The sequence below is a fragment of the Cupriavidus sp. 05T41 genome (assembly GCF_056396525.1).
The window spans coordinates 26,857-53,113 of record NZ_JBFTLQ010000048.1; the positions used below are offsets into that span (position 1 = coordinate 26,857).

The following is a 26,257-nucleotide window of genomic DNA, read 5'->3' on the forward strand; positions in this document are numbered from 1 at the left end:
GCAACCATGAGCTACGGCGCGCAGGACTGCCTGCTGGTGATCGACGTGCAGAACGATTTCATGCCGGGCGGCGCGCTTGCCGTGCCGCGCGGCGACGAGATCGTGCCCGTGGTCAACCGGCTGGCGCAGGCGTTCGCGCATGTGGTGGTKACGCAGGACTGGCATCCAGCCGGACACGCGTCGTTCGCCGCCAGCCATGCCGGCACGCAGCCGTTCCAGAGCATCGCGCTGCCGTATGGCCAGCAGGTGCTGTGGCCCGTGCACTGCGTGCAGGACACGCCAGGCGCCGCGCTGCATGCGGGGCTGCACGTGCCGCATGCCCGGCTGGTGGTCCGCAAGGGCCATCACCGCGACGTGGACAGCTACTCCGCCTTCATGKAGGCGGACCGTGCCACGCGCACCGGGCTGGCGGGCTACCTGCGCGAGCAGGGCGTGCGCCGCGTGTTCTGCGTGGGCCTGGCGACCGACTACTGCGTGGCCTGGAGCGCGCTCGATGCGCGCGCCGCCGGCTTCGAAGCGGCCGTGGTCGAGGACGCATGTCGCGCCATCGACCTCGACGGTTCGCTCGAACGCGCCTGGCAGGACCTGTCCGCCGCCGGCGTGCAGCGCCTGCAGTCGGCCGACGTGCTTGMCGCCGTGCCCTCACCGCCCTCACGCTAGACAAACCGAACAACTCGCAAGAACACCTTGCGCAGACACCAAGATTCCGAGGAGCAACAAATGAACGAGGCAGTCATCGTATCCACCGCACGGACCGGCCTGGCCAAGAGCTGGAAGGGTGCTTTCAACATGACCCACGGCGCCACCCTGGGCGGCCACGCGGTCCAGCACGCCATCGCCCGCGCCAAGATCGAAGCCGGCGAAGTGGAAGACGTGCTGATGGGCTGTGCCAACCCGGAAGGCGCCACCGGCGCCAATATCGCGCGCCAGATCGCGCTGCGCGCAGGCTGCCCGGTCACCGTGCCCGGCGCCACCGTCAACCGTTTCTGCTCGTCCGGCCTGCAGACCATCGCCATGGCCGCGCAGCGCGTGATCGCCGATGAAGGCGACATCTTCGTGGCCGGCGGCGTGGAGTCCATCTCCTGCGTGCAGCAGGAAATGAACCGCCACATGATCCAGGAAAGCTGGCTGACCAAGAACAAGCCGGAAATCTACTGGAACATGCTGCAGACCGCCGAGAACGTGGCCAAGCGCTACAACATCTCGCGCGAGCGCCAGGACGAGTACGGCGTGCGCAGCCAGCAACGCGCCTTCGCCGCGCTGGAAGCCGGCAAGTTCAACGACGAGATCGTGCCGATCACGGTGCTGGCAGGCGTGGCCGACAAGGCCACCGGCCAGCTGATGACCAAGGAAGTCACGGTCTYGGCCGACGAAGGCATCCGCGGCGACACCACGCTCGAAGCCGTGGCCAAGATCCGCACCGCCATGCCCGGCGGCGTGGTCTCGGCAGGCAACGCGTCGCAGTTCTCCGACGGCGCCTCGGCTGCCGTGGTGATGAATGCGAAGGTGGCGGCGGCCAGGGGCCTGCAGCCGCTGGGCGTGTTCCGCGGCTTCGCCGTGGCCGGCTGCGAGCCTGACGAAATGGGCATCGGCCCGGTGTTCGCGGTGCCCAAGCTGCTCAAGAAGGCCGGCCTGAAGGTCGACGACATCGGCCTGTGGGAACTGAACGAAGCCTTCGCCGTGCAGGTGCTGTACTGTGCCGATACGCTGGGCATCCCGATGGACCGYCTCAACGTCAACGGTGGCGCCATCGCGGTCGGCCACCCGTACGGCGTGTCGGGCGCGCGCCTGGTCGGCCATGCGCTGATCGAAGGCAAGCGCCGCGGCGTCAAGTACGTGGTGGTGACCATGTGCATCGGCGGCGGCCAGGGCGCGGCCGGCCTGTTCGAAGTCCTCTGAGCGGCGGCACGGCACCGTGAACGATCACGCCGATCCGTTGCTCGCGCATGGCCGCGCGGTGCTGGCCAGCCAGCCGTTCTCGGTGCTGGTTGGCGCGGAGCTGGCCGTGCTGAGCGCGGAGCGTGCCGAGCTGCGCCTGCCGATCCGGCAGGACCTGCAGCAACAGCATGGCTTCCTGCACGGCGGCGTGGTCAGCTACCTGGCCGACAACGCCCTGACCTATGCGGGCGGCGCGGCCATGGCGGTGCCGGTCGTGACCTCGGAGTACAAGATCAACTACCTGCGTCCGGCGATCGGCGACCTGCTGATCGCCCGTGCCGAATGCGTCAGCCGCGGCCGCCAGCAAGCGGTGGTGCGCTGCGATGTGTTCGTGCGCAAGGACGGCGAGGAGAAGCTCTGCGCGGTCGCGCAGGGCACCATCGCACGCCTGGGCGACGGTAGCTAGCAGCAAGGGCCGGGCAGGAAAGGGCGCGCGAGCGCCTTTTTCATTCGCCGTGCCGTCAACATAGACAGAACAGAAACCGAATTCGCGGCGCGCCATGCAGCGTGCCGCCGTGGAGACAGCGACGATCCCAGCCGCCAGGCCGCCGGAACATGCGGTGCGCAGTGGCCGGATCGCGCATTCCTGATTTTCCCTTTCAGTCTGGGAGCCATTTCCTGCCATGTCGCTGATCCTTTCCCGCCGTGACCTGAATTTCATGCTGTACGAGTGGCTCAAGGTCGAGGAGCTGGCCCGCATCCCGCGCTACGCCGACCATTCCCGCGAGACCTTCGACGCCGCGCTCGATACCTGCGAGAAGATCGCCACCGACCTGTTCGCGCCGCACAACAAGAAGAACGACCAGCACGAGCCGCATTTCGATGGCGAGACCGTCACCATCATCCCCGAGGTCAAGACCGCGCTGAAGGCATTCTGCGAGGCCGGGCTGATGGCTGCCGGGCAGGACTACGAGATCGGCGGCATGCAGCTGCCGGTGGTGGTCGAGAAGGCGGGCTTTGCCTACTTCAAGGGCGCCAACGTCGGCACCAGCTCGTACCCGTTCCTGACCATCGGCAACGCCAACCTGCTGCTCACGCACGGCACGCCGGCGCAGGTGGAAACCTTCGTCAAGCCGGAGATGGAAGGGCGCTTCTTCGGCACCATGTGCCTGTCCGAGCCGCAGGCCGGCTCGTCGCTGTCGGACATCACGACGCGCGCCGACCATGAAGGCGAATCGCCGCTGGGCCAGCAATACCGCCTGCGCGGCAACAAGATGTGKATCTCGGCCGGCGAGCACGAGCTCTCCGAGAATATCGTGCACCTCGTGCTKGCCAAGATCCCCGGCCCGGACGGCAAGCTGATCCCGGGCGTGAAGGGCATTTCGCTGTTCATCGTGCCGAAGTACCTGGTCAACGCCGACGGCAGCCTGGGCGAGCACAACGACGTGGTGCTGGCCGGCCTGAACCACAAGATGGGCTACCGCGGCACCACCAACTGCCTGCTGAACTTCGGCGAGGGCATGAAGTACCAGCCGGGCGGCAAGGCCGGCGCCATCGGCTACCTGGTGGGCGAGCCSCACAAGGGCCTGGCCTGCATGTTCCACATGATGAACGAGGCGCGCATCGGCGTGGGCCTCGGCGCGGTGATGCTGGGCTATACCGGCTACCTGCACGCGGTGGACTATGCGCGCAACCGCCCGCAGGGCCGGCCCATCGGTCCCGGCGGCAAGGATCCGGCCAGCCCGCAGGTGCGGCTGGTGGAGCATGCCGACATCCGCCGCATGCTGCTGGCGCAGAAGAGCTATGTGGAAGGCGGGCTGGCGCTCAACCTGTATTGCGCGCAGCTGGTGGACCAGGAGCGTGCCGCCGAGGGCGCCGCGCATGAACGACTKGCGCTGCTGCTGGACATCCTCACCCCGATCGCCAAGAGCTGGCCGTCGCAATGGTGCCTGGAAGCCAACAACCTGGCGATCCAGGTGCACGGTGGTTATGGCTACACGCGCGAGTACAACGTCGAGCAGTTCTACCGCGACAACCGTCTCAACCCGATCCACGAAGGCACCCACGGTATCCAGGGGCTGGACCTGCTGGGCCGCAAGGTGGTGATGAAGGACGGCGCGGCATTMAAGGCGCTCGGCGAGGAAATCCAGGCCACCATCGGCCGGGCGCTGGCCAGCGGCGACGCCGCGCTCGGCAGCCACGCCCGCGCGCTCGGTGCTGCCGTCAAGCGCGTGGCGGAAGTCACGCAATTGCTGTGGGCGGCGGGGGATGCCAAGGTGACCCTGGCCAACGCCTCGGTCTACCTGGAAGCCTTCGGCCACGCGGTGGTGGCATGGATCTGGCTGGAACAGGCGCTGCTGGCGCAGGCTGCGCTCAAGGGCGCCCCGGCCGGCGACGACGAGGACTTCTATCGCGGCAAGCTGGCAGCGGCGGCATACTTCTTCCGCTGGGAGCTGCCCAAGATCGGGCCGCAGCTCGACCTGCTGGCCTCGCTGGACCGCACTACGCTCGATATGCAAGACGCCTGGTTCTGAGGATCCGGCGGCCCACACGACAACACCAGTGCGCGCCTGCCCGGGCGCGCGCAATTCCAGATCGGGAGACACCATGAACACCATCCAGCAACTGTTCGACCTCAAGGGCAAGACTGCGCTGATCACCGGCGGCTCGCGCGGGCTCGGCCTGCAGATCGCCGAGGCGCTCGGCGAGCAGGGCGCGCGCCTGGTCCTGTCGGCGCGCAAGGCCGACGAGCTGCAATCGGCCCAGGCCCACCTCAAGGCGCGCGGCATCGACGCCGAATGGATCGCCGCCGACGGCGCGCGCGATGCGGATATCGCCCGCCTTGCCGACGAGGCGCTGGCCAAGCTCGGCCATGTGGACATCCTTGTCAACAACGCCGGCGCCACCTGGGGCGCGCCTGCCGAAGATCACCCGGTAGAGGCCTGGGACAAGGTCATGAACCTCAATATCCGCGGCGTGTTCCTGCTCTCGCAGCGCATCGGCAAGCTMTCGATGATCCCGCGCCGCTATGGCCGCATCATCAACGTGGCCTCCATCGCCGGGCTGGCGGGCAACCCGCCGGGATCGATGGAAACCATCGCCTACAACACCTCCAAGGGCGCGGTGATCAACTTCACGCGCACGCTGGCCGCCGAGTGGGGCGAGCACAACATCACGGTCAACGCGCTGGCGCCGGGCTTCTTCCCCTCCAAGATGACGCAGGGTTCGCTGGACCGCATGGGCGTGGACGCCATGTGCGCCGGCGTGCCGCTGCACCGCCTGGGCGACGACGAAGACCTGAAGGGCGCCGCGCTGCTGTTCGCCAGCGCGGCCGGCAAGCACATCACGGGGCAGGTACTGGCCGTGGACGGTGGCGTGAGCGCGGTCTGAGCCATGCTTTAATTCGGTCGGAGCGGCGGGCATGCTGCTTGCGTTTGCATGCCGCCCGCAGACCGATATCGTTTCACGCATCACTAACGAACCATGACCGACACCAACGGCTTTCCCCTCAAGATTCCCTTCCTCGCCTCGCTCGGCGTGCTGTGCAACCGCATGGACAAGGAAGGCAGCGAAATCGAGCTGGCGCTCGAAGAACGGCACCAGAACAGCTGGGACATGGCCCACGGCGGCGTGCTGATGACGCTGCTCGACGTGGCGATGGCCATTGCCGGGCGCGGCGCCGACACCGAGGGCCGTGGCCTGGTGACCATCGAGATGAAGACCAGCTTCATGGCACCGGGCCGGGGCAGGCTGCGCGCGCGCGGCGTGTGCGTGCACCGCACCAGCACCATGGCGTTCTGCGAGGCGGAGATCGTCGACGAGGACGGCAAGACCGTATCGCGCGGATCGGGCACGTTCAAGTACGTCAAGCGCGTGCCGCCGCAGCGCGCGTCCGCCGGCGCATCGGACAGCGGCGCTGACGGCTGAGTCCGCATTGCCTGTGATGCCCGAACCTTCGGAGGGGTGAGCAGAGGATGTCAAGACCGGTGGGAAAAGCCGGCACGCAGCAGCTATAAAACCAAAAAAACGGAGACAAGATGCTGTTTGAACGGATCGCCGCCGCGCGGCGCCTGAGACTGACCGTACTCGCCGCGTGCGGCGCAGGAGCCCTTGCCATGTACCAGCCGGCCCAAGCCCAGAATGCCCCTGTTCCCGCGGCCGGCGCGCCGGTCGCCGCTCCGGTGGCGCAGGCCGTGCCGGTGTTCCCGGATGCCGCCGCCACCGATCCCGTCACCGCGGGCTGGATGCAGGGCTTTCCGCCGGTGCCGGACAAGGTCATCAGCTTCGCTCCCGCCAGCAATGGCTTCCCGCGCACACGCTGGAGCTTCTCGCATATTCGCGAGCTGGTGCCGACCGCGGCGGTCTGGCACGGGCGCGGTCCCGCGTCGGCCCTGCCGCGCGCCGAGCGCGACATCGGCGGCACGCCCTTCACCGATGCCGACGGCACGCGGCGCACCTTCGCCGACATGCTGGGGCTGACCTACACCGACGGCATCCTGGTGATGCACAAGGGCCGCGTCGTCTACGAGAAGTATTTCGGTGCGCTAGACGACCATACGCCGCACATCGCCATGTCGGTGACCAAGTCCTTCGTCGGCACGCTGGCGGCGATGCTGGTGGCCGACGGCAAGCTCGATCCCGCCGCGCCCGTCACGCGCTACCTGCCGGAGATGGCGGGCACCGCCTACGGCGACGCCACCGTGCGCGAGGTGATGGACATGACCGTGGGGGTGAAGTACTCGGAGAACTATGCCGACCCCAAGGCCGAGATCTGGGACTACAGCCGCGCCGGCGGCATGATGCCGCGCGAGCCGGGCTATCGCGGCCCCGGGACGTTCTATGAGTTCCTCGCCACGCTGAAGAAGGAAGGCGAGCACGACCAGGCCTTCGCCTACAAGACCGTCAATGCCGAAGTCCTGGCGTGGATCGTCAAGCGCGTGTCCGGGCAGCCGCTGGCCAGGCTGCTGTCCGAGCGGGTGTGGCAGAAGATGGGCGCCGAGAACGATGCCTACTTCATGGTCGACAGCGTCGGCAGCGAATCCGGCGGCGGCGGGCTCAACACCACGCTGCGCGACCTGGCTCGCTTCGGCGAGACCATGCGCAACAACGGCCGCTTCAACGGCCAGCAGATCATCCCGGCGCAGGTCGTGGCCGATATCCGCGGCGGCGGTGACCCGGCCAAGTTCGCCAAGGCCGGCTATGCCACCTTGCCAGGCTGGAGCTACCGCTCGATGTGGTGGGTCTCGAACGACGACCACKGCGTGTTCGAGGCGCGCGGCATCCACGGCCAGCGCATCTATGTCGATCCCAGGGCGKAACTCACCATCGTGCGCTACGCCTCGCACCCGATTGCCGCCAACGGCGCCAACGATCCTGTCACGCATCGCGCGTACCGGGCCCTGGCGCTGGCATTGATGAAGTAAGCCGTCCGGCAACTGCGTAGCGACGGTCCACCAGAACAACGAACGACAAAGGACGCGTGTCCTTGTCCATTTCACCGTAAGGAAGCCAAAATGTCGAACACCTTCAAGCGTATCGTCCTGGCCTCGCGCCCCACCGGCGCGGTCACGCCCGACAATTTCCGGCTGGAAGAAGCGCCGGTGCCCGAACTGGCCGAAGGCCAGGTCCTGGTGCGCAACCACTACCTGTCGCTCGATCCGTATATGCGCGGGCGCATGAACGACAGCAAGTMCTACGCCACGCCGCAGCCGCTGGGCGAAGTCATGATCGGCGGCACCGTGGGCGAGATCGTGGCGTCGAAGAACGCCAGGTACGCCGTGGGCGACAAGGTGGTCGGCATGCTCGGCTGGCAGGAACTCGGCGTGAGCGACGGCACCGGCATCCAGAAGGTCGATACCACCCATATCCCGCTGTCGGCCTACCTGGGTTCGGTCGGCATGCCGGGCGTGACGGCCTGGTATGGCCTGAACAAKATCATCGCGCCCAAGGCTGGCSAGACCGTGGCGGTCAGCGCCGCGTCCGGCGCGGTCGGCAGCGTGGTGGGCCAGCTCGCCAAGMTCAAGGGCTGCCGCGTGGTSGGCWTCGCCGGCGGCMAGGMCAAGTGCGACTRCGTGGTGAAKGARCTGGGCTTCGAYGCCTGCATCGACTACAAAGCCGCCAAGGACAGCAAGGAGCTGTACACCATGTTCAAGGAAGCCACGCCGGATGGCGTKGACGGCTACTTCGAGAACGTGGGCGGCGAGATCCTCGACACCGTGCTGGCCCGCATGAACGCCTTCGGCCGCATCGCGGTCTGCGGCATGATCGCCGGCTACGACGGCCAGCCGATGCCGCTGAAGAACCCGCAGCTGATCCTGGTATCGCGCCTGACCGTGGAAGGCTTTATCGTGTCCGAGCACATGGACGTGTGGCCGCAGGCATTGCAGGAACTGGGCGCCGCCGTGGCGCAGGGCAAGCTCAAGTTCCGTGAAAGCGTGGCGCAGGGGCTGGCCAGCGCGCCCGAGGCCTTCATGGGCCTGCTCAAGGGCAAGAATTTCGGCAAGCAGCTGGTCAAGCTGGTGTAAGCCGGCAAGGTGCCTTCGGCCGTCCCGGGCATGGCCCGGTCCGGCCGCCAAACAAAAAAAGGAGACTCCCCATGAATGCCCCGGCAGAAAACACCATGCCGCAAGACAACCCGGACGACATGGCCGCCGGCCTGTCCGAAGAGGTCAAGGCCAAGTACCGTGTGCTCCCGCGCCCGCCGAAGTTCGACACCCCGGCCGAGGAACGCCTGCACCGCAAGCAGCGGCTGGCGGCGGCATTCCGCCTGTTCTCGAAGTTCGGCTTCGACGAAGGCGTCGCGGGCCATATCACCGCGCGCGACCCCGAGTTCACCGACACCTTCTGGGTCAATCCCTTCGGCGTGCATTTCAGCCAGGTCAAGGTGTCCAACCTGATCCGCTGCGATCACCACGGCAATGTGGTGGAGGGCGACTACCCGGTCAATGCCGCGGCCTTCGCCATCCATTCGCGCGTGCACCAGACCCGCGAGGACGCCGTGGCCGCCGCGCATTCGCACAGCACGCACGGCCGCGCCTGGTCCACGCTGGGGCGCCCGCTCGATCCGCTGACCCAGGACGTGTGCGCCTTCTATGGCGACCACGCGGTCTACGACGAATTCGGCGGCGTGGTGGTGGAGCTGGACGAAGGCCAGCGCATCGCCAATGCGCTCGGCGCCAACAAGGCGGCCATCCTGCAGAACCACGGCCTGCTGACCGTGGGCAAGACGGTGGACGAGGCCGCGTGGTGGTTCATCACCATGGAACGCTCGTGCCAGGTGCAGTTGCTGGCCGAAGCCGCCGCCGCGCGCACCAATGCGCCGCTGAAGATGATCTCGGACGCCGCGGCGCGCCAGGCGTATTCGATCGTCGGCACGGCGCAGGCTGGCTGGTTCCAGTTCCAGCCGCTGTACGCCCGCATCGTGAAGGAACAGCCCGACCTGCTGGACTGAGACCATGGCCGCCCTCGCATCCTTCACGGGAAAGGTGGTGCTGATTACCGGCGCCTCGGACGGCATCGGCGCGGAGCTGGCCATGCTGCTGGCGCGGCAGGGCGCGCGGCTGGCCCTGGCGGCACGCCGCGTGGACATGCTCGACGCCCTGGCCGAGCGCATCCGCCGCCAGTGCCCGGCCGCCGAGGCGGCGGTCTGGCGCGTCGATGTGTCGGACGAAGCGGCCTGCCGGCACCTGGTGGCCGACGTGGTCGGGCATTTCGGCGGGCTGGACGTGCTGGTCAACAATGCCGGCGTGTCCGCCCATGGGTATTTCGAGCAGGTGTCGGATTTCGGGTACTACKAGCAGGTCATGCGCGTGAACTACTTCGGTGCCATGTGGTGCACGCGCGAGGCGCTGCCGMACCTGCGCGCGCGCGGTGGCTTGATGGTGGCGGTGTCCAGTCTCGCCGGCAAGATCGGCGTGCCGGGCCGCACCGCGTATTCGGCCAGCAAGTTCGCGCTGGCCGGCTTCTGCGAGGCGCTGCGCGCGGAACTGCGCGGCACCGGCGTGGACGTATGCGTGGTCTTCCCCGGCGTGGTGGCGACCGACACGCGCATCAACGGCTTCGGCCCCGATGGGCGCGCGCTCGGCGAAAGCCGCCTGCGCGAGGACGGCGCCATGAGCGCGCAGGAGTGCGCGCACCAGATGCTGCGCGCCATGGCCGCGCGCAAGCGCGAACTGGTGATGACCGCCAAGGGCCGCTTCGGCCTCTGGCTGCGCCTGCTCGCGCCGGCGCTGGTGGAAAACATGGCGCTCAAGGCGCTGAAGCAGGCAGGGCGCTGACGGGCAACCGCCGGCGCCCTTGCGCGCAGGCAATCACAGGCAACCACGGCAAGACAAACACGGGGCGATCACCGACAACATGGCAGACTTCATCCTCCACCAGTACGCAACCTCGCCGTTCTCCGAAAAAGTACGCCTGCTGATGGGTGCCAAGGGCCTGGACTGGCAKGCGGTGGAAATCCCGCCGATCCTGCCCAAGCCCGATGTGGTGGCGCTCACCGGCGGTTACCGCCGCACGCCGATCCTGCAGGTCGGCGCCGACATCTATTGCGACTCCGCGCTKATCTGCGAGGTGATCGACGCCGCGGCGCCGGCGCCGGCGCCGGCGCTCTATCCCGCCGGGCAGGCGGCCGCGGCGCGCATCGCCGCGCACTGGCTCGACACGGCGCTGTTTACCGTCGCCGTCACCTACCTGTTCCAGCCGGCCGGCGCGCAAAGCATGCTTGGCCATCTCACGCCCGCGCAGATCCAGGCATTCACGGCGGACCGCAAGGCCATGCGCGGCGACGGCAACGGCCTGCGCATGCCGCTGTCCGAGGCCATCGCGCTGCTGCACGAGACCTTCGGCCGCCTCGAGCAGCAGTTCAAGGCAGGCGTGGCCCACGTGGCGGGGCCGGCGCTGTCGGTGGCGGACTTCTCGCTCTACCACAACGTCTGGTTTATCCGCCGCGCCAGCGAGCTGGCCAGGCTGCTCGACGCGTATCCGGCCGTGCAGGCCTGGTATGCCCGCATGCAGGCCTTCGGCCACGGCAAGGTGCGCGTGATCGACAGCGGCGCGGCGCTGGACGTGGCGCAGCATGCCGATCCCGTGGCGCAGCCCGGCAGCGTGTCCGCGGGCTCAGGCTTCGAGGCCGGCGAAGCGGTCACCGTGACACCGACCGACTACGCGCGCGATCCCGTGGCGGGCGTGCTGGTGGCGCTGGACGCGCAGCGTGCCGTGCTGCGGCGCCAGGACCCGCGCGCCGGCGCGGTCAACGTGCATTTCCCGCGGCAGGGTTACGAAGTCAGGCGGGCCGGCTAAGGCCGGCGGCGCACAGGGAAGGCATCGCAGCAATGCCAATACGACAACGTATCAACGAGAGGCAGACAACATGAAGCAATTCCAGGGCAAAGTGGCAGTKATCACTGGCGGCGCATCCGGTTTCGGCAAGGAGTTCGCCAGGATCGGTGCCGGGCTCGGCATGAAGCTGGTGCTGGCCGATGTGCAGGAGGACGTGCTGGACGCCACGGTCGCCGAGTTCAAGGCCCAGGGCGTGCAGGTGATCGGCGTGCGCGTGGATGTGTCGAAGGCCGAACAGGTGCAGGCGCTGGCCGATGCCGCGATGACCGCCTTCGGACAGGTCAACCTGCTGTTCAACAACGCGGGCGTGGGCGCGGGCGGCCTGATGTGGGAAAACTCCGAGCGCGACTGGGAGTGGGTGCTGGGCGTCAATCTCTATGGCGTCATCCACGGCGTGCGCATCTTCACGCCGCTGATGCTGGCCGCGGCAGAGAAGGATCCTTCGTTCGAAGGCCATATCGTCAATACCGCCTCGATGGCCGGGCTGCTCAGCCCGCCGGCGATGGGCGTGTACAACGTGTCCAAGCACGCGGTCGTCTCGTTGTCGGAATCGCTGTACCAGGACCTGAGCCTGGTCAGCGAGCAGGTCCATTGCTCGGTGCTGTGCCCGTATTTCGTGCCGACCGGCATCACCAAGTCGGGCCGCAACMGCCCGGCGGACCTGGCCAACGAGGGCCCGCTCACGCGCTCGCAGCTGGTCTCGCAGGCCATGTCGGACAAGGCGGTCAGCTCGGGCAAGGTGACGGCTGCGGAAGTGGCGCAGATCACCTTCGACGCGATCCGCGACAATGGCTTCTATATCTACTCGCATCCGCAGCAACTGGCTCCCGTGCAGCAGCGTTTCGAAGATATCATCAACCAGCGCAACCCCAGCGACCCGTTCAGCGACAAGCMAGAGGTGCGCGCGGGGCTKGTGGCGGCGCTGCGCGGGTAACCGGGGCGGCAACGCAGCGAGGCTATCCTTTGGAGCGCCGGCGGCGGGCATCCGCTTCCGGCGCGGCAGTCACAGACAATCGTCCATCGCGGCAAGGGAGGAATCCATGACCAAACCTGCAGTCATTCGTCACCTGCAGTTCGCCACCCTGCCCAACGGCACGCGCCTGCATTACGCCAGCGCGGGCGAGCGGGGCAAGCCGCTGGTGCTGTTCGTGCACGGCTTCCCGGAATTCTGGTTCGAGTGGGAAGCCCAGCTCGCCGAATTCGGCAAGACCCATTTCGCGGTGGCGCCGGACCTGCGCGGCTTCAACCTGTCCAGCAAGCCGGCCGAGGTGGAGGCTTACCGGCCACGCCACATCGTCGAGGACCTGGTGCAACTGGTCAACGCGCTGGGCTATTCGCGTTGCGTGGTGGTGGCGCATGACTGGGGCGGGGCGATCTGCTGGAACCTGGCCATCCAGTTCCCGCAACTGGTCGAGCGGCTGGTCATCATCAATTCGCCGCATCCCTATCTGTTCGCCAAGGCGCTGGTCGGCAATCCGGAGCAGCAGGCCGCATCGGCCTATATGAACTGGCTGCGCCAGCCGGGCTCGGAAGAGGCGCTGGCCGCGGACGGCTTCGCCAGGCTGGAGAGCTTCCTGCACGGGCAGGGCAAGCAGCCGGCGCCCTGGTTCAGCGGCGAAACCCGCGAAAAATACCACGCGGCCTGGTCGCAGCCGGGCGCGGCCGGATCGCACTCGCTGACCGGCGGCGTCAACTACTATCGCGCCTCGCCCATGCATCCGCCGGGCCCTGGCGAAACGCCGCCCGATATCTCCAAGCTGGATCCGGCCGCCTTCACGGTGCGGGTGCCCACGATGGTGATCTGGGGCGAGCGCGATACCGCGCTGCCCAAGAGCCTGCTGGACGGGCTCGAGCAGTTCGTGCCGGACATGCGGCTCGAACGTATCCCCGACGGCACCCACTGGGTGGTGCACGAGCAGCCAGAGCGCATCAACCTGCTGATCCGCAGCGCCTTGCCCTGAGCGCCGGGCGGCCGGGCCGGCCTGGCAGCGCTGGCCCGGCCGCAATGCCGGCCACTGTGCATGGGGCGGGGCGCCGCCGCCTGCTACAGTGGCCCGATTCGGACAGCGCCGGGTGCGCAGGGAAGGGCAAGATGAAAACCATCGGACTGATCGGCGGCATGAGCTGGGAGTCCTCGGCCGAGTACTACCGGCTGATCAACCAGGACATGAAACGGCGCCTCGGCGGCCACCACAACGCGCGCAGCGTCATGGTCACGGTCAGTTTCGAGCAGGTCAAGGCGCTCCAGCATGCCGAACGCTGGGACGAGCTTGCCGAGGGCATGCAGGAAGCTGCGCTGCAGGTACAGGCCGCCGGCGCGGATTTCGTGGTGCTCTGCACCAACACCATGCACCGCGTTGCACCCGCCATCGAAGCGGCCCTCGACATTCCCTTTCTCCACATCGTCGACCCCACCGCGCAAGCGCTGCGCGATGCCGGCATCATGCGTGTGGGCCTGCTCGGCACCGCCTTCACCATGGAACAGGACTTCTACCGCGGCCGCATGCTGGAGAAGCACGGCATCGAGGCGGTGGTACCCGGCCGGGAGGAGCGCGCGCTGGTGCACGGCATCATCTACGACGAGCTCTGCCACGGCGTGGTGCGCGAAGCCTCGCGCGAGGCGTACAAGCGCGTCATCGACGGCCTGCGCGCGCAGGGCGCTGGCGGCGTGATCCTCGGCTGTACCGAGATCGCGCTGCTGATCGGCCAGGACGACGTGCCGCTGCCGGTGTTCGACACCACCGCGCTGCATGCGCAGGCGGCGGTGAGCCGGGCGTTGGAGGGAGTGGTGGCTGCATAGCCGCCTGCGCGCGCATGGCCGCGCGCGCAGGGCGGCCGGCTTCAGCTCAGGCGCTGCCGGTAGAGCCTGTAGTTCTCATCATCGAAGCAGACAAAACTGACTTGCTCGATGCTGGGCGCAGAGGCCAGCGCCTTGCGCACCGCGTCGATGGCGATGTCGACGGCGCGCTCGCGCGGGAAGCCGTAGATGCCGGTGCTGATATTGGGAAAGGCGATGGTGCGCAGCTTGTGCTGGGCGGCCAGCGCCACGCTGGACTGGTAGGCACTGGCGAGGAGGGCATCCTCGTTGTTGTCGCCACCTTCCCAGACCGGGCCGACCGCGTGGATCACATAGGGCGCGGGCAACAGGCCGCCGGTGGTGATGACCGCCTGTCCGGTGGGACAGCCGCCCTTGGTTTCCCGGATGCCGCGGCAGGCAGCCATGATGGCTGGCCCGCCGGCGCCATGGATGGCGCCATCGACGCCTCCCCCGCCGAGCAGGCCACTGTTGGCGGCGTTGACGATGGCGTCAACCTCCATGCGGGTGATGTCTCCGTGCAAGACCTGCAGGTGTTCCCCTGTCATAACTTCTCTCCGTGCTGGTGGGATGAAGCTGAATGAACCTGGATGAAACTGGATCTTCACGGCGGTCCTGCACGCCTGGCTGGCCGGCCCGCCGCCMTACTTACATGGATTCCTCCAGCATACGCCGGTAGTCCGCCGCGCTGGCCTCTTTCGGGTTGGTCTTGTGGCAATGATCCAGCAGCGCGCCGGAGATCACCTTGTCGAACATGTCCTCGGTGACGCCCATCTGGCGCAGCCCGGTGGGCAGGCCGAGGCGGGCGGTCATGTCGTGCACGGCCCGGGCCAGGTCGGCGCCCTCGGGCAGGCCCATGGCGTGGCGCAGGCGGGCGTAGCGATTGTCGCGCACCACGCCGGGCGCGTCGGCGTTGAAGCGCAGCACCGCGGGCATCACCACGGCGTTGAGCGTGCCGTGGTGCAGGCCGGTCCTGCCGTCGATCTTGAGGCCGCCGAGCGGATGCGACAGCGAATGCACGCAGCCCAGTCCCTTCTGGAAGGCCATCGCGCCCTGCATCGAGGCGCTCATCATGTTCAGGCGCGCGTCGCGGTCCTGGCCGTCGCGCGTGGCGCGCTCGATATGCTTCCAGCCGCGTTCCAGGCCATCCAGCGCGATGCCGTCGGCGGGTGGGTTGAAGGCGGGGGCGAGGAAGGTCTCCACGCAATGCGCGATGGCGTCCATGCCGGTGGCCGCGGTCAGGCCCGCGGGCAGGCCCAGCGTGAGGCCGGGGTCGCAGATGGCGGATTTCGGCAACAGGTGCCAGGAGTGGAAGCCGAGCTTGCGCCCGTCTTCCAGGATGATGATGGCGCCACGCGCCACTTCGCTGCCGGTGCCGGAGGTGGTGGGCACGGCGATCAGCGGCGCGGCCTTCTCGGTGATCTTCGCGCTGCCGCCTTCGATGGTGGCGTAGGTGGTCAGCTCGCCGGGGTGAGTGGCCAGGATGGCGATGCCCTTGGCCAGGTCGATGGACGAGCCGCCGCCCACCGCCACCAGGCCGTCGCAGCCGCCTTCGCGGTAAAGGGCCGCGGCCTTCTTGACCATGGCTTCGGTCGGGTTGGAAGGCGTTTCGTCGAACACGGCATGGGGCAGGCCGCCCAGCGCATCGATGGCCTGTTGCGCCACGCCGGCGGMAACCACGCCCTTGTCGGTCACCAGCAGCGGGCGGCGGATGCCGATGCGCTCGMACTCTGCCTTGAGCTGGCCGATGGTGCCGAAGTCCAKGTGGATGTGGGTCAGGTAATAAATGAAGGCCATCTATGCTGTCTCCGTCGGTGAGGATGTCTTATTGTTTGACGATGGTCGATGATCGCGCAAAACGTGCCGGGCTGACCAGCCCCGGGGAAATTTCCATTGCTTTGCTGCCGAAACATCTGGAATCATACTAAAATCGAACGATCGTTCACAATTCGAACCCGGGCGGGTCGCATCGCCCGGATTCCGACCTCCGGCTCGCGCCGGAAGTCTGCCAACCCTGGACTGACCGCCTATGACCGCTGCTCCTGCCTCGCCAACCGGGTCCGCCCAGCTTGCGCCTGCCATGCCCGGCATGCCTTCGGCTGCGCTCGATCCGCAGGTGGCGGCGCTGCTGGAGCTGATCGGGCGAGTCAAGCGGCCCAGCATCCATGAGCTGGACCCGATCGACGCCAAGACCGCGTACGAGAAGAGCGCGCCCATCATGGATATCGCGCCGCTGCCGGTGCACAGCGTGGAAAACCTGACGGTGCCGGCGCGCGATGGCTATGAGATCCCCGCGCGCCTGTACGCGCCGCGCGCGGCCAGCTGGGCCGAGCCGCTGCCGCTGCTGCTGTACTTCCACGGCGGTGGCTTTACGGTTGGCAGCGTCAATTCGCACGACCCGCTGTGCCGCCTGCTTTGCGCGCACGGCGACTGCATGGTGCTGTCGGTGGACTACCGGCTCGGTCCGGTGTGGAAGTTTCCCTATGCGGCCAACGACGCGTTCGACGTCATGCAGTGGGTTTTCCACGAAGCCGCCCGCCTTGGCGCCGACCCCGCCCGCATCGCATTGGGCGGCGACAGCGCAGGCGGCACGCTTGCCGCGGCCTGCGCCGTGCACGCGCGCGACCTTGGCCTGGCGCCCGTGCTGCAGATGCTGGTCTACCCCGGCACCAGTGCGCGTCAGGACACGCCTTCGCACCGTGCGCTGGCCGAGGGTTACTTGCTGACCGGTCCGATGATCCAGTGGTTTTTCTCGCAGTACCTCGATAACGAGGCCAGCCGCGACGACTGGCGCTTCGCCCCGCTCGATGGCGGCGGCTGCGGCGCCGATGTGCAAGGCTGCTGCCCGGCCTGGATCGCCGTGGCCGGCTATGACCCGCTGCACGATGAAGGCGTGGCCTACGCGGCCAAGCTGCGTGCCGCGGGCGTGCCGGCGGTACTGGCCGACTACCCGGGCATGATCCATGATTTCTTCAAGCTGGGACGTTTCGTCCCGGCGGTGGCGGGCGCCCACGCGGATGCCGTCGCTGCCTTGCGTACCGCTTTCGGCCACGCTTGAGCAGGGCTGCCGCTGGCAGCCATCAGGACGCGGCCGCAAAACCCGATGGCCCGGCTTCACCCGCAGGGCCCCAGGCGTATCGCTTGAATCAGAAGTAGATGCAGAAGCAGAAGCAGAAGCAGAAGAAGCAATAGCAATAGCAACAGCAACAGTAGCAACCGTAGCAATAGGAGACAGAGACTCATGCAACGCCGCCAATTCCTCGCCCATGCGGGCGTGCTCGCCGCCACCGCGGCATCCCTGGGCCTGGCCAGCGCGCCCGCCCAGGCACAGGCGGACAAATTCCCGCAACGGCCGGTGCGCCTGATCATCGGCTATACCGCCGGCGGCTCGACCGACCTGCCGTTCCGCGTGCTGGCGGAAAACGCTTCCAAGATCCTCGGCCAGCCGGTGATCATCGAGAACAAGCCTGGCGCGGGTGGCGTGCTGCCGGCCCAGCTGATGCAATCGACCCAGCCGGACGGCTACACGCTGGCGCAGGTCGCCATGCCCGTCTACCGCCTGCCGTACACCACCAAGATCAACTGGGATCCKGTCAAGGACCTGAGCTACGTGATCAACCTGGCCGGCTATTCGTTCGGCCTGGTGGTACCGGTGGATTCGCCGATCAAGACGATGCAGGAATACATCGCTTACGCGCGCGCCAATCCGGGCAAGCTCACCTACGGCTCGCCGGGCTCGATGACCACGCTGCACCTGACCATGGAAGAACTCGCCATGAAGCAGAACGTGCAGTTCTCGCATATCCCGTACAAGGGCAACTCGGAATCGATGCAGGCCCTGCTGGGCGGCCACGTGATGTCGGTGGCCGATACCCCGGCCTGGGCGCCGTATGTGGAGTCCGGCAAGCTGCGCCTGCTGTCGACCTGGGGCGAGAAGCGCTCGGCGCGCTTCCCCAACGTACCGACGCTCAAGGAACTGGGCATCGGCATCGTGCAGACTTCGCCGTTCGGCATCGTGGCGCCCAAGGGCACCGACCCGGCTATCGTCAAGAAGCTGCATGACGCCTTCAAGAAGGCCATGGAGATGCCGAACTACCGCGAGTCGCTGGCCAAGTTCGACATGGAGCCGTACTACATGAACAGCGAGCAGTACGCCCGCTTCGCCGCMGAGACGGTGAAGAAGGAAAAGGCCATCATCGACAAGCTGGGCCTGAACAAGCCGCAATAATCGACGACTGGGGCGCTGCCGCGCCCGCAGCCTCACGGCGCCGGCCCGTCATGGGCCGGCGCCGCTTTACCATCCAGGCCCCGCTTTGGCCCAGGCCGCTGCGCGGCCGCCAGGAGACAAGCCGCATGGCCAAGGAACAATTCCGCCACAGCATGCCGCTGCGCGTGCGCTGGGCCGAGGTCGATCCGCAATCGATCGTCTTCAATGCCCACTACCTGACTTACTGCGATATCTGCGTGACCGAGTATTGGCGCGACGTGKGCATCCGTTATCCCGAGGACGTGCTGCACGCGCATGGCGTGGATATCTTCGTGGTCAAGTCGACGCTGGAGTACCACGCTTCGGCGCGCTTCGACGATGTGCTGGACATCCGCGGCCGGATTGCCCGCATGGGGCGCTCGAGCATGCTGTTCCGGGTGGAGATGTACAGGGGCGACGAGCACCTGATCACCGGCGAGATCGTCTATGTGTGCGCCGATCCCGAGAGCCGCAAGTCGACACCCGTCCCGGGCGCGGTGCGGGAGAAGATCCTGAGCTACGAGGTGGTGACGCCGGAGGGCTGAGCAGCGCCCGGCGCGGCTTCCGTGGCAAGGCGGCAAGGCAGCTTCGCGGCGCACCTGATGCCGCAAAGCTGATGCCGCGAAGCCGACTGTTTCACGGGGTCACGCCGCGATCCCGGCATCCTCCATATAGCCGCGGATCACCGACTCGAACCTGTCGTCGCCGACAAAGCCAAGCGCCAGCGCCCGCGCCGTATTCCAGGCCGCCGGCCAGGTGCCGACGATGTTCTCGATGCGCGCATCGCGCTCCCAGGTCACGCGGTCGGCGACGAAATCGCCGGCCACTTCCCGCAGCGCCGCCACCATCTGCCTGGGCGTGACCGACAGTCCGGGCAGGTTGACGGTACGGCGTTCGCYGAAGGCCTCGCCGTCGAGTTCCATGCCGCGCACGAGCGCCGCGATGGCGCCGCGCGGGGACAGCAGCCACAGCGGCGTATCCGGCGCGACGGGGCAGTTGGCGGCTTMGCCGGCGAGCGGCTCGCGGATGATGCCGCTGGCGAACGACGAGGCCGCGGCGTTGGGCTTGCCCGGACGCACGCTGATGGTGGGCAGGCGCAGCACGCGGCCGTCGACAAAGCCGCGCCGGCTGTAGTCGGACAGCAGCAGTTCGCCGATGGCCTTCTGCGCGCCGTAGGACGATTGCGGGTTGAGGGCGGTATCGTCCTGTACCACGGCGGGCAGGGTGCCGCCGTACACCGCGACCGAGCTGGTGAACACCACGCGCGGGCGGTGGCCGTGCTGCTGGTGCAGCGCGCGGCAGGTTTCCAGCAGCGCGCGGGCGGCATCCAGGTTGACGCGCATGCCGAGTTCGAAATCCGCCTCGGCCTGGCCGCTGACCACGGCCGCGAGGTGGAACACGGCGCCGGTGCGGGCGTCGATGGCCTGCGCCAGCACGGCGGAGTCCGACAGGTCGCCGGTGACCACGCGCACGCGCGCGTCGTCGAGCGGAGGCGGCGCGACCACGTCGAGCAGCGTCAGGCCTTCGATGGCGACGGGCTTGCCGCCGATGTCCAGGGAGCCGCGCTTGAGCAGCAGGCGGGCGAGCTGCAGGCCGAGAAAGCCCGCGCCGCCGGTGATCAGTACGTGCATCTTTGTCTTCCGGTTATGCCGCCGGGGGCGGCATGCGTTGCTTGATTTGCTTGATTTGCTTGACGCCTTGAAGCGTTCAGCCCTTGAGGTAGGGCTTGAGCCAGCCCAGCCCGGCCGAGGTGCCGGCGCGCGGGCGGTATTCGCAGCCGATCCAGCCGTCGTAGCCCAGGCTGTCGATCACCTCGAACAGGTAGGGATAGTTCAGCTCGCCMAGGTCCGGTTCGTGCCGCTCGGGCACGCCGGCGATCTGGATATGGCCGATGCCGGCGAAGTCGCGCTTGAGCTTGACGGCGAGGTCGCCTTCCACGATCTGGCAGTGATAGCAGTCGAACTGCACCTTCAGGTTGGCCGCGCCGACTTCGCGGCAGATGGCCTGGCCGTCGTCCTGGCGGCTGAGGAAATAGCCAGGCATGTCGCGCCCGTTGATCGGCTCGATCAGCACGGTCACGCCCTGCGCGGCGGCGGCGCGCGCGGCATACGCCAGGTTCTCCAGGTAGCAGGCGCGATGGCGCGCGAGGTCCGCGCCGGCGGGCACCAGCCCGGCCATCACGTGGATCTTGTCATTGCCGATCACGGCAGCGTATTGCAGCGCGCGGGCCACGGTCTCGCGGAACTCGGCCTCGCGCCCGGGCAGGGCGGCCATGCCGCGCTCGCCGGCGTTCCAGTCGCCCGGCGGCGCGTTGAACAGCGCCTGCGCCAGCCCGTTGGCATCCAGGCGMGCGCGGATCTCGGCGGCGGCGTGCTCGTACGGGAACAGGTACTCCACGGCCTTGAAGCCGTCCGCCGCGGCGGCGGCGAAGCGGTCCAGGAAGGCGTGCTCGGTGTACATCATCGAGAGGTTGGCGGCAAAGCGCGGCATGCGGTACTCCAGGAGAGATTGCGTTGTTGTCTCGTCGTGCTTGTCTTGGTGGCGAGCCTCAGCGGTTCACCAGCTTCGCCGGCGTCAGCCAGACCAGCGTGGCGCCGATCACCAGCATGGCCGACAGCACATACATGCTCGACTGCGTGCTGTGCGTGAGGTCGGTCAGGAAGCCCACCATGTAAGGTGCCACAAAGCCCGCCAGGTTGCCCACCGAATTGACCACCGCGATGCCGGAAGCGGCGGCCACGCCGGACAGGAAGGCGGTGGGCAGCGACCAGAACAACGGGGCGCAGGTCAGCACGCCGGCGGCGGCCAGGGACAGCGCGGCGATGGCCACCACCGTATTGTGGGTAAACGAGGCCGCGATCGCAAAGCCGACGGCGCCCATCAGCGAGGGCACGATCAGGTGCCAGCGGCGCTCGCGGCGGGCGTCGGCGCTGTGGCCGAGGACGTTCATCACCACGATGGCGCAGAGGAACGGAATCGCGCTGAGCAGGCCGATATTGAGGTTGCCCTGCACGCCGCTGGTCTTGACCAGCGTGGGCATCCAGAAGGTCAGTGCATATTGCCCGGTGACGAAGCAGAAGTAGATCAGGCACATCCACCACACGCGGCGGTCGGAGAACACGGCGCGCAGCGAGTGGCCCGTGCCCGAGGCATCGGCCTGGCGCGCGTCTTCCTCGATATTGCGCTTGAGCACGCGTCTTTCGTCGGCGTCCAGCCACGGCGCCTGGTCGATGCCGTTCTTGAGCACGAACACCGTGACCACGCCGATCAGCAGCGCGGGCAGGGCCTCCAGCAGGAACATCCATTGCCAGCCGCGCATGCCGCCGTAGTCGTGGAAGGCGTCCATGATGAAGCCCGACAGCGGATTGCCGAACATGCCGGCCACCGGAATGCCCGACATGAACAGCGCGATCATCTTGGCGCGCCTGTGCGCGGGATACCAGTAGGTCAGGTAGAGGATCACGCCCGKGTAGAAGCCCGCTTCGGCCAGGCCGAGCAGGAAGCGCATGATGTAGAAGGTGGTGGGCGTCTTGACGAACACGAACAGCGCCGAGATCAGGCCCCAGGTGATCATGATCCGCGCGATCCAGATGCGCGCGCCGAGCTTGTGCATCAGCAGGTTGCTGGGCACCTCGAAGAGAAAATAGCCGATGAAGAACAGGCCGGCGCCGAGGCCGAACACGGTCTCCGAGAAGGCCAGGTCCTGCGCCATCTGCAGCTTGGCGAAGCCTACGTTGACGCGGTCGAGATACGCGATCACGTAGCACAGCATGAGGAAGGGCATGATGTGCCAGAACACCTTGCTGTAGGCGCGCTTCTCGATGTCGTGGTCKAGCGCGCTGGCGGCGCCCTTGGGGGCGCCGGGCATGGCTGCCCGGGAGGCCTCGGTGGATGTGGTCATTGTCGTCTCCTGGTTGCGCGGGCCGTTGCGCGGCTCGCGGGCGAACGCTGTCCTTGCCGCGGCCCGGGCGTCAGCGGCGGGCGTGCGGTGCAGCGGTCCTGCTTGGTTTGTGATCGGTTCCTGCCGGCGCCCGGCCTGGCCGCGCGCCGTGCGGGCCTGGCGCTACCAGCGCGCCTTGAAGGTGTCGCGCAGCTCGGCCAGGGCGTGCTCGTCGAGCGGATCGGGCTTGTCCTTGAGCATCAGCCAGAGCCTGGCGGTTTCTTCGAGTTCCTCCAGCGCGAAAGCCGCGCGCGAAACCGTGGTTTCCCACACCACCGGCCCCAGCCGGGCCAGCAGCACGCCGCGCACTTCCGCGGCCAGCGCGGCGACGCGCGCGGCGACGGCCGGATCGCCCGGGCGGTGATACGGAATCAGCGGGATATGCCCGACTTTCATCACGTAGTAAGGCGTGATCGGCGGCAGCACGTCGTCCGGCTGCCAGGCGCCCGCCAGGCTCAGCGCCACCAGGTGGGTGGAATGCGTGTGGACCACGCCGTTGGCCTGCGGGTTGTTGTCGTAGATGGCACGGTGCAGGGTCAGCGTCTTGGAGGGCTTGTCGCCCGCCACCCAGGCCCCGGCGCTGTCCACCTTGGCGATGGCGGCCGGGTCCAGCATGCCGAGGCAGGCGTCGGTCGGCGTGATCAGCCAGCCGTCGTCGAGCCGGGCGCTGATATTGCCGGCGCTGCCCACCGTGTAGCCGCGCTGGTAGAGGCTTGCGCCGATGCGGCAGATCTCCTCGCGCAGGCCGGCTTCCTTGCTCATGCCTGGCCTCCCAGCTGGCGCAGCGCTTCGTCGAAGAAATCCACGCCGCCGAAGTTGCCGGACTTGAGCGCCAGCGCCAGCGGCTGCGCTTCGAGCGTGACGGTGGCCGGCACGCCCGGCGCGATCTGCGCGCCGATGCGCAACGCCTGCACGCCGAGTGCCTGCACCACGGCGCCGGAGGTCTCGCCTCCCGCCACCACGAAGCGGCGCGTGCCGCGCGCCTTCGCCTGCGCGGCGATGGCGGCCAGGGCCTGCTCGACCAGGTGTCCGGCACGTTCCACGCCCAGCGCCGCCTGCGCGGCCTTGACCTGTTCGGGCGTGGTKGTGGCGTAGACCAGTACCGGCTCGCGGTGGGCGGCGATCAGTGCCAGCGCCTCGTCGACCAGCGGCGCGCCTTCGGCCAGCGCCAGCGGATCGAGGCGCAGGGCGGGGCGGTTCTGCGCCAGCCACTGCGCCACCTGGCCGTTGGTCGCCTTCGACGCGCTGCCGGCCAGCACCAGGGCCGGGCCGTCGACCGGCGCGACCTGGTMGGCGTCGGCGCGTTCGGGCAACAGGCCGGCGCGGCGGAAGTTGGCCGGCAGCCCGAGCGCCAGGCCGGAGCCGCCGGTGAGCAGCGGCAGCCCGGCACAGGCCTCGCCAAGCGTATGCAGGTCGGCATCGCTGAGCGCATCGGCGATGGCCATGCGCACGCCATCGCCGCGCAGCGCGGCGATGGCTTGCCCGGTGGCGTYGCTGCCGCGCGCCACGGTGTCGTAGCGCAGCAGGCCCACCTTGCCCTCGCTCTGGCGCTGCAGCACGCGCACCAGGCTGGCGTCGTGCATCGGCGTGAGCGGGTGGTTTTCCATGCCGGATTCATTGAGCAGCGCGTCGCCCACGAACAGGTGGCCGCGGAAGATGGTKCGGCCGTTTTCCGGGAAGGCCGGGCAGGCGATGGTGAAATCGCTGCCCAGCGCGKCSAGCAGCGCCTSCGCCACSGGGCCGATRTTGCCSGCGTCGGTGGAGTCGAAGGTGGAGCAGTACTTGAAGAMGAACTGGCGGCAGCCCTGGGCCTGCAGCCAGCGCAGCGCGTCCAGCGATTGCGCGACGGCGTCGGCGGCGGGAATGGTGCGCGACTTCAGTGCCACCACCAGCGCGTCGGCCTGTTCCACGCCGGGCAGCGTGGCGCCGCCGGCGGGCACGCCGATGGTCTGCACGGTACGCATGCCATTGCGCACCAGCGTGTTGGCGAGGTCGGTGGCGCCGGTGAAATCGTCGGCGATGCAGCMGAGCAGGGCGCGCGGCGGATTGGGCGTGGTCATCTCGTTTGTCTCGTTCGCTCTTGCATGGCGTCTCGCGCGGGCTTTCGTCTGGCCGCGCGCGGACCTGTCTGGCCTGGCCTTAGATGGCCTCAGCTGGCCTCAGTTGGCCTCAGCTGGCCTCAGCTGGCTTTGGCCGGCGGCAGCTCGATGCCGGGGAACACCTTGATCACGGCGGAATCGTCTTCGCCGCCATGCCCGGCACTGGAGGCCATCATGAACATCTGGTGCGCCGCGGCCGACAGCGGCAGCGGGAATTTGCTGGCGCGCGCGGTGTCGAGCACGAGGCCGAGATCCTTGACGAAGATGTCTACCGCCGACAGCGGCGTGTAGTCGCCGGCCAGGATGTGCGGCACGCGGTTCTCGAACATCCACGAGTTGCCCGCGCTGTTGGTGATGACTTCGTACAGGGCGTCGGCGTCCACGCCTTCGCGCAGGCCCAGCGCCATGGCCTCGGCGGCCGCGGCGATATGCACGCCGGCCAGCAACTGGTTGATGATCTTGACCTTGGACCCCGCGCCGTGCGCGTTGCCCAGGCGGTAGACCTTGCCGGCCATGGCGGCCAGCACGTCTTCGGCGAGCGCGTAGGCTTCGGCGGGGCCGGAGGTCATCATGGTCATCTCGCCGCTGGCGGCACGGGCGGCGCCGCCGGAGACCGGCGCGTCCAGCAGCAGGATGCCGGCCTCGCCCAGGCGCTTGCCCAGTGCTTCGGCAAAGCTCGGCGGCACGGTGGCGCTGGCGATCACCAGCGTGCCGGGGCGCATCGCGCCCGCCGCGCCGTTCTCGCCGAACAGCACGGCTTCGGTCTGCGCGGCGTTGACCACCAGCGTCACCACCACATCGCACTGGCGGCCGAGCTCAAGCGGGCTCGCGCAGGGCGTGCCACCGGCGTCGGCAAAGCGCTGCAGCACTTCGGGCCGCAGGTCGCAGGCGTGCACCTTGAAGCCGGCGCGCAGCAGGCTATGCGCCACGCCATTGCCCATCGCGCCAAGGCCGATGACGCCAATCGATTTACTCATGAGGGAACTCCTGCGAAAAGGGCGGCGGTCAGTTGGACGGACCACGCGGGGCGGCACCACCGAGGTCGGCCCCGGTGTCCGRCTGGCTGCCTTGCGACAGGCGCCGGGCCGCGTTGTACATATGGGTCTGGGCCGCGTTGCGGGCGGCCAGCGCGTCGCCGGCGCGGATTGCCGCGACGATGGACTGGTGCTCCTCGCGCACCTGCCGCGAGAAGTCCGCGCGGCGTGCTTCGTTGGTCCGGGTCACGCGCGTGGCGGTTTCCAGGTACTGGCTGAGGAAGGCCAGCGTCTTGAGGAAATAAGGGTTGCCGGTGGCCTCGGCAATGGCGCGGTGGAAGGCCACGTCCGCAGCCACGCCGTCGCCGCCGGCGGCTTCCTCGGCATCGATGCGTGCCAGCGCGGCGTCGATGGACATCATGCTGGCATCGGTGCGGCCGCGCGCGGCCTGCGCCGCTACCTCGGCCTCGATCGCGCGCCGCAGCTCGACGATCTGCAGCACGGATTCCAGCGTGTCGATGTCGGTGTAGTCGATGCGCAGGGGCTGGATGCCCGCCTGCTCGGTGACGAATACGCCGCTGCCCTGGCGCGATTCCACCACGCCTTCGTGGCGCAGCCGGGCAATGGCCTCGCGGATCACGGTGCGGCTGACGCCGAATTCCTCGGACAACACGGCCTCGGTAGGCAGCTTGTCGCCGCGCGCGAACGCACCGCCATTGATCTTCTCGAGCAACTGCTCGGCAACGGTATCGGTCAGGGCGCGGGCCGGGACTTTCTGGAACACGGCGGTCTCAAGTGATTAGGTAATATGGTCATCATACAAATTTAGACGCGGAAATGCCGATCGGGAATTACCCCTAGCGCGGCTGCGTGACGGGCGCGCCGGGTGCGCCGAAATGGCCGCGCGGCGGCCGCGCCAGCCGTCTGCGCGCGTGGGTAGTATCATGACGGCCGCCCGGGCAGGCCTGC

The 26,257-nt window shown here is 68.1% G+C and carries 26 protein-coding genes; 17 read left to right on the plus strand and 9 right to left on the minus strand.

Annotation, left to right across the window (positions count from 1 at the left end; genetic code table 11):
- Positions 1–6 precede the first annotated feature (6 nt).
- From pncA to AC1DKV_RS25345, 14 genes are all read left to right on the plus strand, one after another.
- The gene (pncA, locus tag AC1DKV_RS25280) at positions 7–660 is read left to right on the plus strand and encodes a bifunctional nicotinamidase/pyrazinamidase (RefSeq protein ID WP_477138261.1); all 654 of its coding nucleotides are present in this window, start codon (positions 7–9) and stop codon (positions 658–660) included.
- Between the two features lie 60 nt (positions 661–720).
- Positions 721–1,899, plus strand: a complete 1,179-nt coding sequence (locus AC1DKV_RS25285) for an acetyl-CoA C-acyltransferase (RefSeq protein WP_477138262.1) — start codon at positions 721–723, stop codon at positions 1,897–1,899.
- Positions 1,900–1,915: 16 nt separating this feature from the next.
- Positions 1,916–2,344 (plus strand): PaaI family thioesterase, encoded by a 429-nt coding sequence (locus AC1DKV_RS25290; protein WP_441615489.1) that lies wholly within the window; start codon positions 1,916–1,918, stop codon positions 2,342–2,344.
- Between the two features lie 217 nt (positions 2,345–2,561).
- Complete coding sequence (locus AC1DKV_RS25295) at positions 2,562–4,412, plus strand: acyl-CoA dehydrogenase (protein WP_477138263.1); 1,851 nt, start codon at positions 2,562–2,564, stop codon at positions 4,410–4,412.
- A gap of 73 nt (positions 4,413–4,485) precedes the next feature.
- Entirely contained in the window at positions 4,486–5,268 is a 783-nt protein-coding gene (locus tag AC1DKV_RS25300) for an SDR family oxidoreductase (RefSeq protein WP_441615492.1), read from the plus strand.
- A 93-nt stretch (positions 5,269–5,361) separates the two neighbouring features.
- A complete protein-coding gene (locus AC1DKV_RS25305; protein ID WP_441615494.1) occupies positions 5,362–5,805 on the plus strand; it encodes a PaaI family thioesterase in 444 nt (147 codons plus the stop codon).
- A 188-nt stretch (positions 5,806–5,993) separates the two neighbouring features.
- Positions 5,994–7,301, plus strand: coding sequence for a serine hydrolase domain-containing protein (locus AC1DKV_RS25310; RefSeq protein WP_477138279.1), 1,308 nt, complete (start codon positions 5,994–5,996; stop codon positions 7,299–7,301).
- Positions 7,302–7,391: 90 nt separating this feature from the next.
- Entirely contained in the window at positions 7,392–8,402 is a 1,011-nt protein-coding gene (locus AC1DKV_RS25315; protein WP_477138264.1) for an NADP-dependent oxidoreductase, read from the plus strand.
- A 71-nt stretch (positions 8,403–8,473) separates the two neighbouring features.
- Positions 8,474–9,328: a class II aldolase/adducin family protein gene (locus AC1DKV_RS25320; RefSeq protein ID WP_441615498.1), complete on the plus strand. Its 855-nt coding sequence runs from the start codon at positions 8,474–8,476 to the stop codon at positions 9,326–9,328.
- 4 nt (positions 9,329–9,332) lie between these two features.
- Positions 9,333–10,154 carry an SDR family oxidoreductase gene (locus AC1DKV_RS25325; protein ID WP_477138265.1) on the plus strand — a complete coding sequence of 274 codons (822 nt, stop codon included), beginning with the start codon at positions 9,333–9,335 and terminating at the stop codon, positions 10,152–10,154.
- A gap of 79 nt (positions 10,155–10,233) precedes the next feature.
- Positions 10,234–11,175, plus strand: coding sequence for a glutathione S-transferase family protein (locus tag AC1DKV_RS25330; RefSeq protein ID WP_477138266.1), 942 nt, complete (start codon positions 10,234–10,236; stop codon positions 11,173–11,175).
- Positions 11,176–11,245: 70 nt separating this feature from the next.
- Entirely contained in the window at positions 11,246–12,148 is a 903-nt protein-coding gene (locus AC1DKV_RS25335) for an SDR family oxidoreductase (RefSeq protein ID WP_477138267.1), read from the plus strand.
- Between the two features lie 106 nt (positions 12,149–12,254).
- Entirely contained in the window at positions 12,255–13,175 is a 921-nt protein-coding gene (locus AC1DKV_RS25340; protein ID WP_441615504.1) for an alpha/beta fold hydrolase, read from the plus strand.
- A gap of 131 nt (positions 13,176–13,306) precedes the next feature.
- The gene (locus AC1DKV_RS25345; protein ID WP_441615506.1) at positions 13,307–14,014 is read left to right on the plus strand and encodes an aspartate/glutamate racemase family protein; all 708 of its coding nucleotides are present in this window, start codon (positions 13,307–13,309) and stop codon (positions 14,012–14,014) included.
- Between the two features lie 41 nt (positions 14,015–14,055).
- Here AC1DKV_RS25345 and AC1DKV_RS25350 read toward each other — a convergent pair whose 3' ends face one another.
- Positions 14,056–14,577, minus strand: a complete 522-nt coding sequence (locus AC1DKV_RS25350) for an O-acetyl-ADP-ribose deacetylase (RefSeq protein ID WP_441615508.1) — start codon at positions 14,575–14,577, stop codon at positions 14,056–14,058.
- Positions 14,578–14,677: 100 nt separating this feature from the next.
- On the minus strand, positions 14,678–15,826 hold the full coding sequence (locus AC1DKV_RS25355; protein ID WP_477138268.1) for an iron-containing alcohol dehydrogenase: 1,149 nt from the start codon (positions 15,824–15,826) through the stop codon (positions 14,678–14,680).
- Positions 15,827–16,058: 232 nt separating this feature from the next.
- Here AC1DKV_RS25355 and AC1DKV_RS25360 point away from each other — a divergent pair, with 232 nt between their 5' ends.
- The 3 genes from AC1DKV_RS25360 to AC1DKV_RS25370 all read left to right on the plus strand — a co-directional run bounded on the left by AC1DKV_RS25360 (position 16,059) and on the right by AC1DKV_RS25370 (position 18,820).
- Positions 16,059–17,087, plus strand: coding sequence for an alpha/beta hydrolase (locus tag AC1DKV_RS25360; RefSeq protein ID WP_441615511.1), 1,029 nt, complete (start codon positions 16,059–16,061; stop codon positions 17,085–17,087).
- A gap of 183 nt (positions 17,088–17,270) precedes the next feature.
- Positions 17,271–18,257: a tripartite tricarboxylate transporter substrate binding protein gene (locus AC1DKV_RS25365; RefSeq protein ID WP_441615513.1), complete on the plus strand. Its 987-nt coding sequence runs from the start codon at positions 17,271–17,273 to the stop codon at positions 18,255–18,257.
- Positions 18,258–18,382: 125 nt separating this feature from the next.
- Positions 18,383–18,820: a YbgC/FadM family acyl-CoA thioesterase gene (locus tag AC1DKV_RS25370; RefSeq protein ID WP_477138269.1), complete on the plus strand. Its 438-nt coding sequence runs from the start codon at positions 18,383–18,385 to the stop codon at positions 18,818–18,820.
- 99 nt (positions 18,821–18,919) lie between these two features.
- Here the strand turns inward: AC1DKV_RS25370 and denD are convergent, their stop codons facing one another.
- The 7 genes from denD to AC1DKV_RS25405 all read right to left on the minus strand — a co-directional run bounded on the left by denD (position 18,920) and on the right by AC1DKV_RS25405 (position 26,072).
- Complete coding sequence (denD, locus tag AC1DKV_RS25375; RefSeq protein ID WP_477138270.1) at positions 18,920–19,906, minus strand: D-erythronate dehydrogenase; 987 nt, start codon at positions 19,904–19,906, stop codon at positions 18,920–18,922.
- 76 nt (positions 19,907–19,982) lie between these two features.
- Positions 19,983–20,765: a 2-oxo-tetronate isomerase gene (otnI, locus tag AC1DKV_RS25380; protein WP_441615519.1), complete on the minus strand. Its 783-nt coding sequence runs from the start codon at positions 20,763–20,765 to the stop codon at positions 19,983–19,985.
- Positions 20,766–20,823: 58 nt separating this feature from the next.
- A complete protein-coding gene (locus tag AC1DKV_RS25385) occupies positions 20,824–22,143 on the minus strand; it encodes an MFS transporter (protein WP_477138280.1) in 1,320 nt (439 codons plus the stop codon).
- Between the two features lie 195 nt (positions 22,144–22,338).
- Positions 22,339–22,977, minus strand: a complete 639-nt coding sequence (gene otnC / locus AC1DKV_RS25390; protein ID WP_441615523.1) for a 3-oxo-tetronate 4-phosphate decarboxylase — start codon at positions 22,975–22,977, stop codon at positions 22,339–22,341.
- Positions 22,974–24,275 carry a 3-oxo-tetronate kinase gene (gene otnK / locus AC1DKV_RS25395; RefSeq protein ID WP_477138271.1) on the minus strand — a complete coding sequence of 434 codons (1,302 nt, stop codon included), beginning with the start codon at positions 24,273–24,275 and terminating at the stop codon, positions 22,974–22,976. The genes otnC and otnK overlap by 4 nt, the downstream gene beginning before the upstream one ends.
- A 119-nt stretch (positions 24,276–24,394) precedes the next feature.
- On the minus strand, positions 24,395–25,336 hold the full coding sequence (ltnD, locus tag AC1DKV_RS25400; protein WP_441615527.1) for an L-threonate dehydrogenase: 942 nt from the start codon (positions 25,334–25,336) through the stop codon (positions 24,395–24,397).
- Positions 25,320–26,072, minus strand: coding sequence for a FadR/GntR family transcriptional regulator (locus AC1DKV_RS25405; protein WP_477138272.1), 753 nt, complete (start codon positions 26,070–26,072; stop codon positions 25,320–25,322). The genes ltnD and AC1DKV_RS25405 overlap by 17 nt, the downstream gene beginning before the upstream one ends.
- Positions 26,073–26,257: the final 185 nt, after the last annotated feature.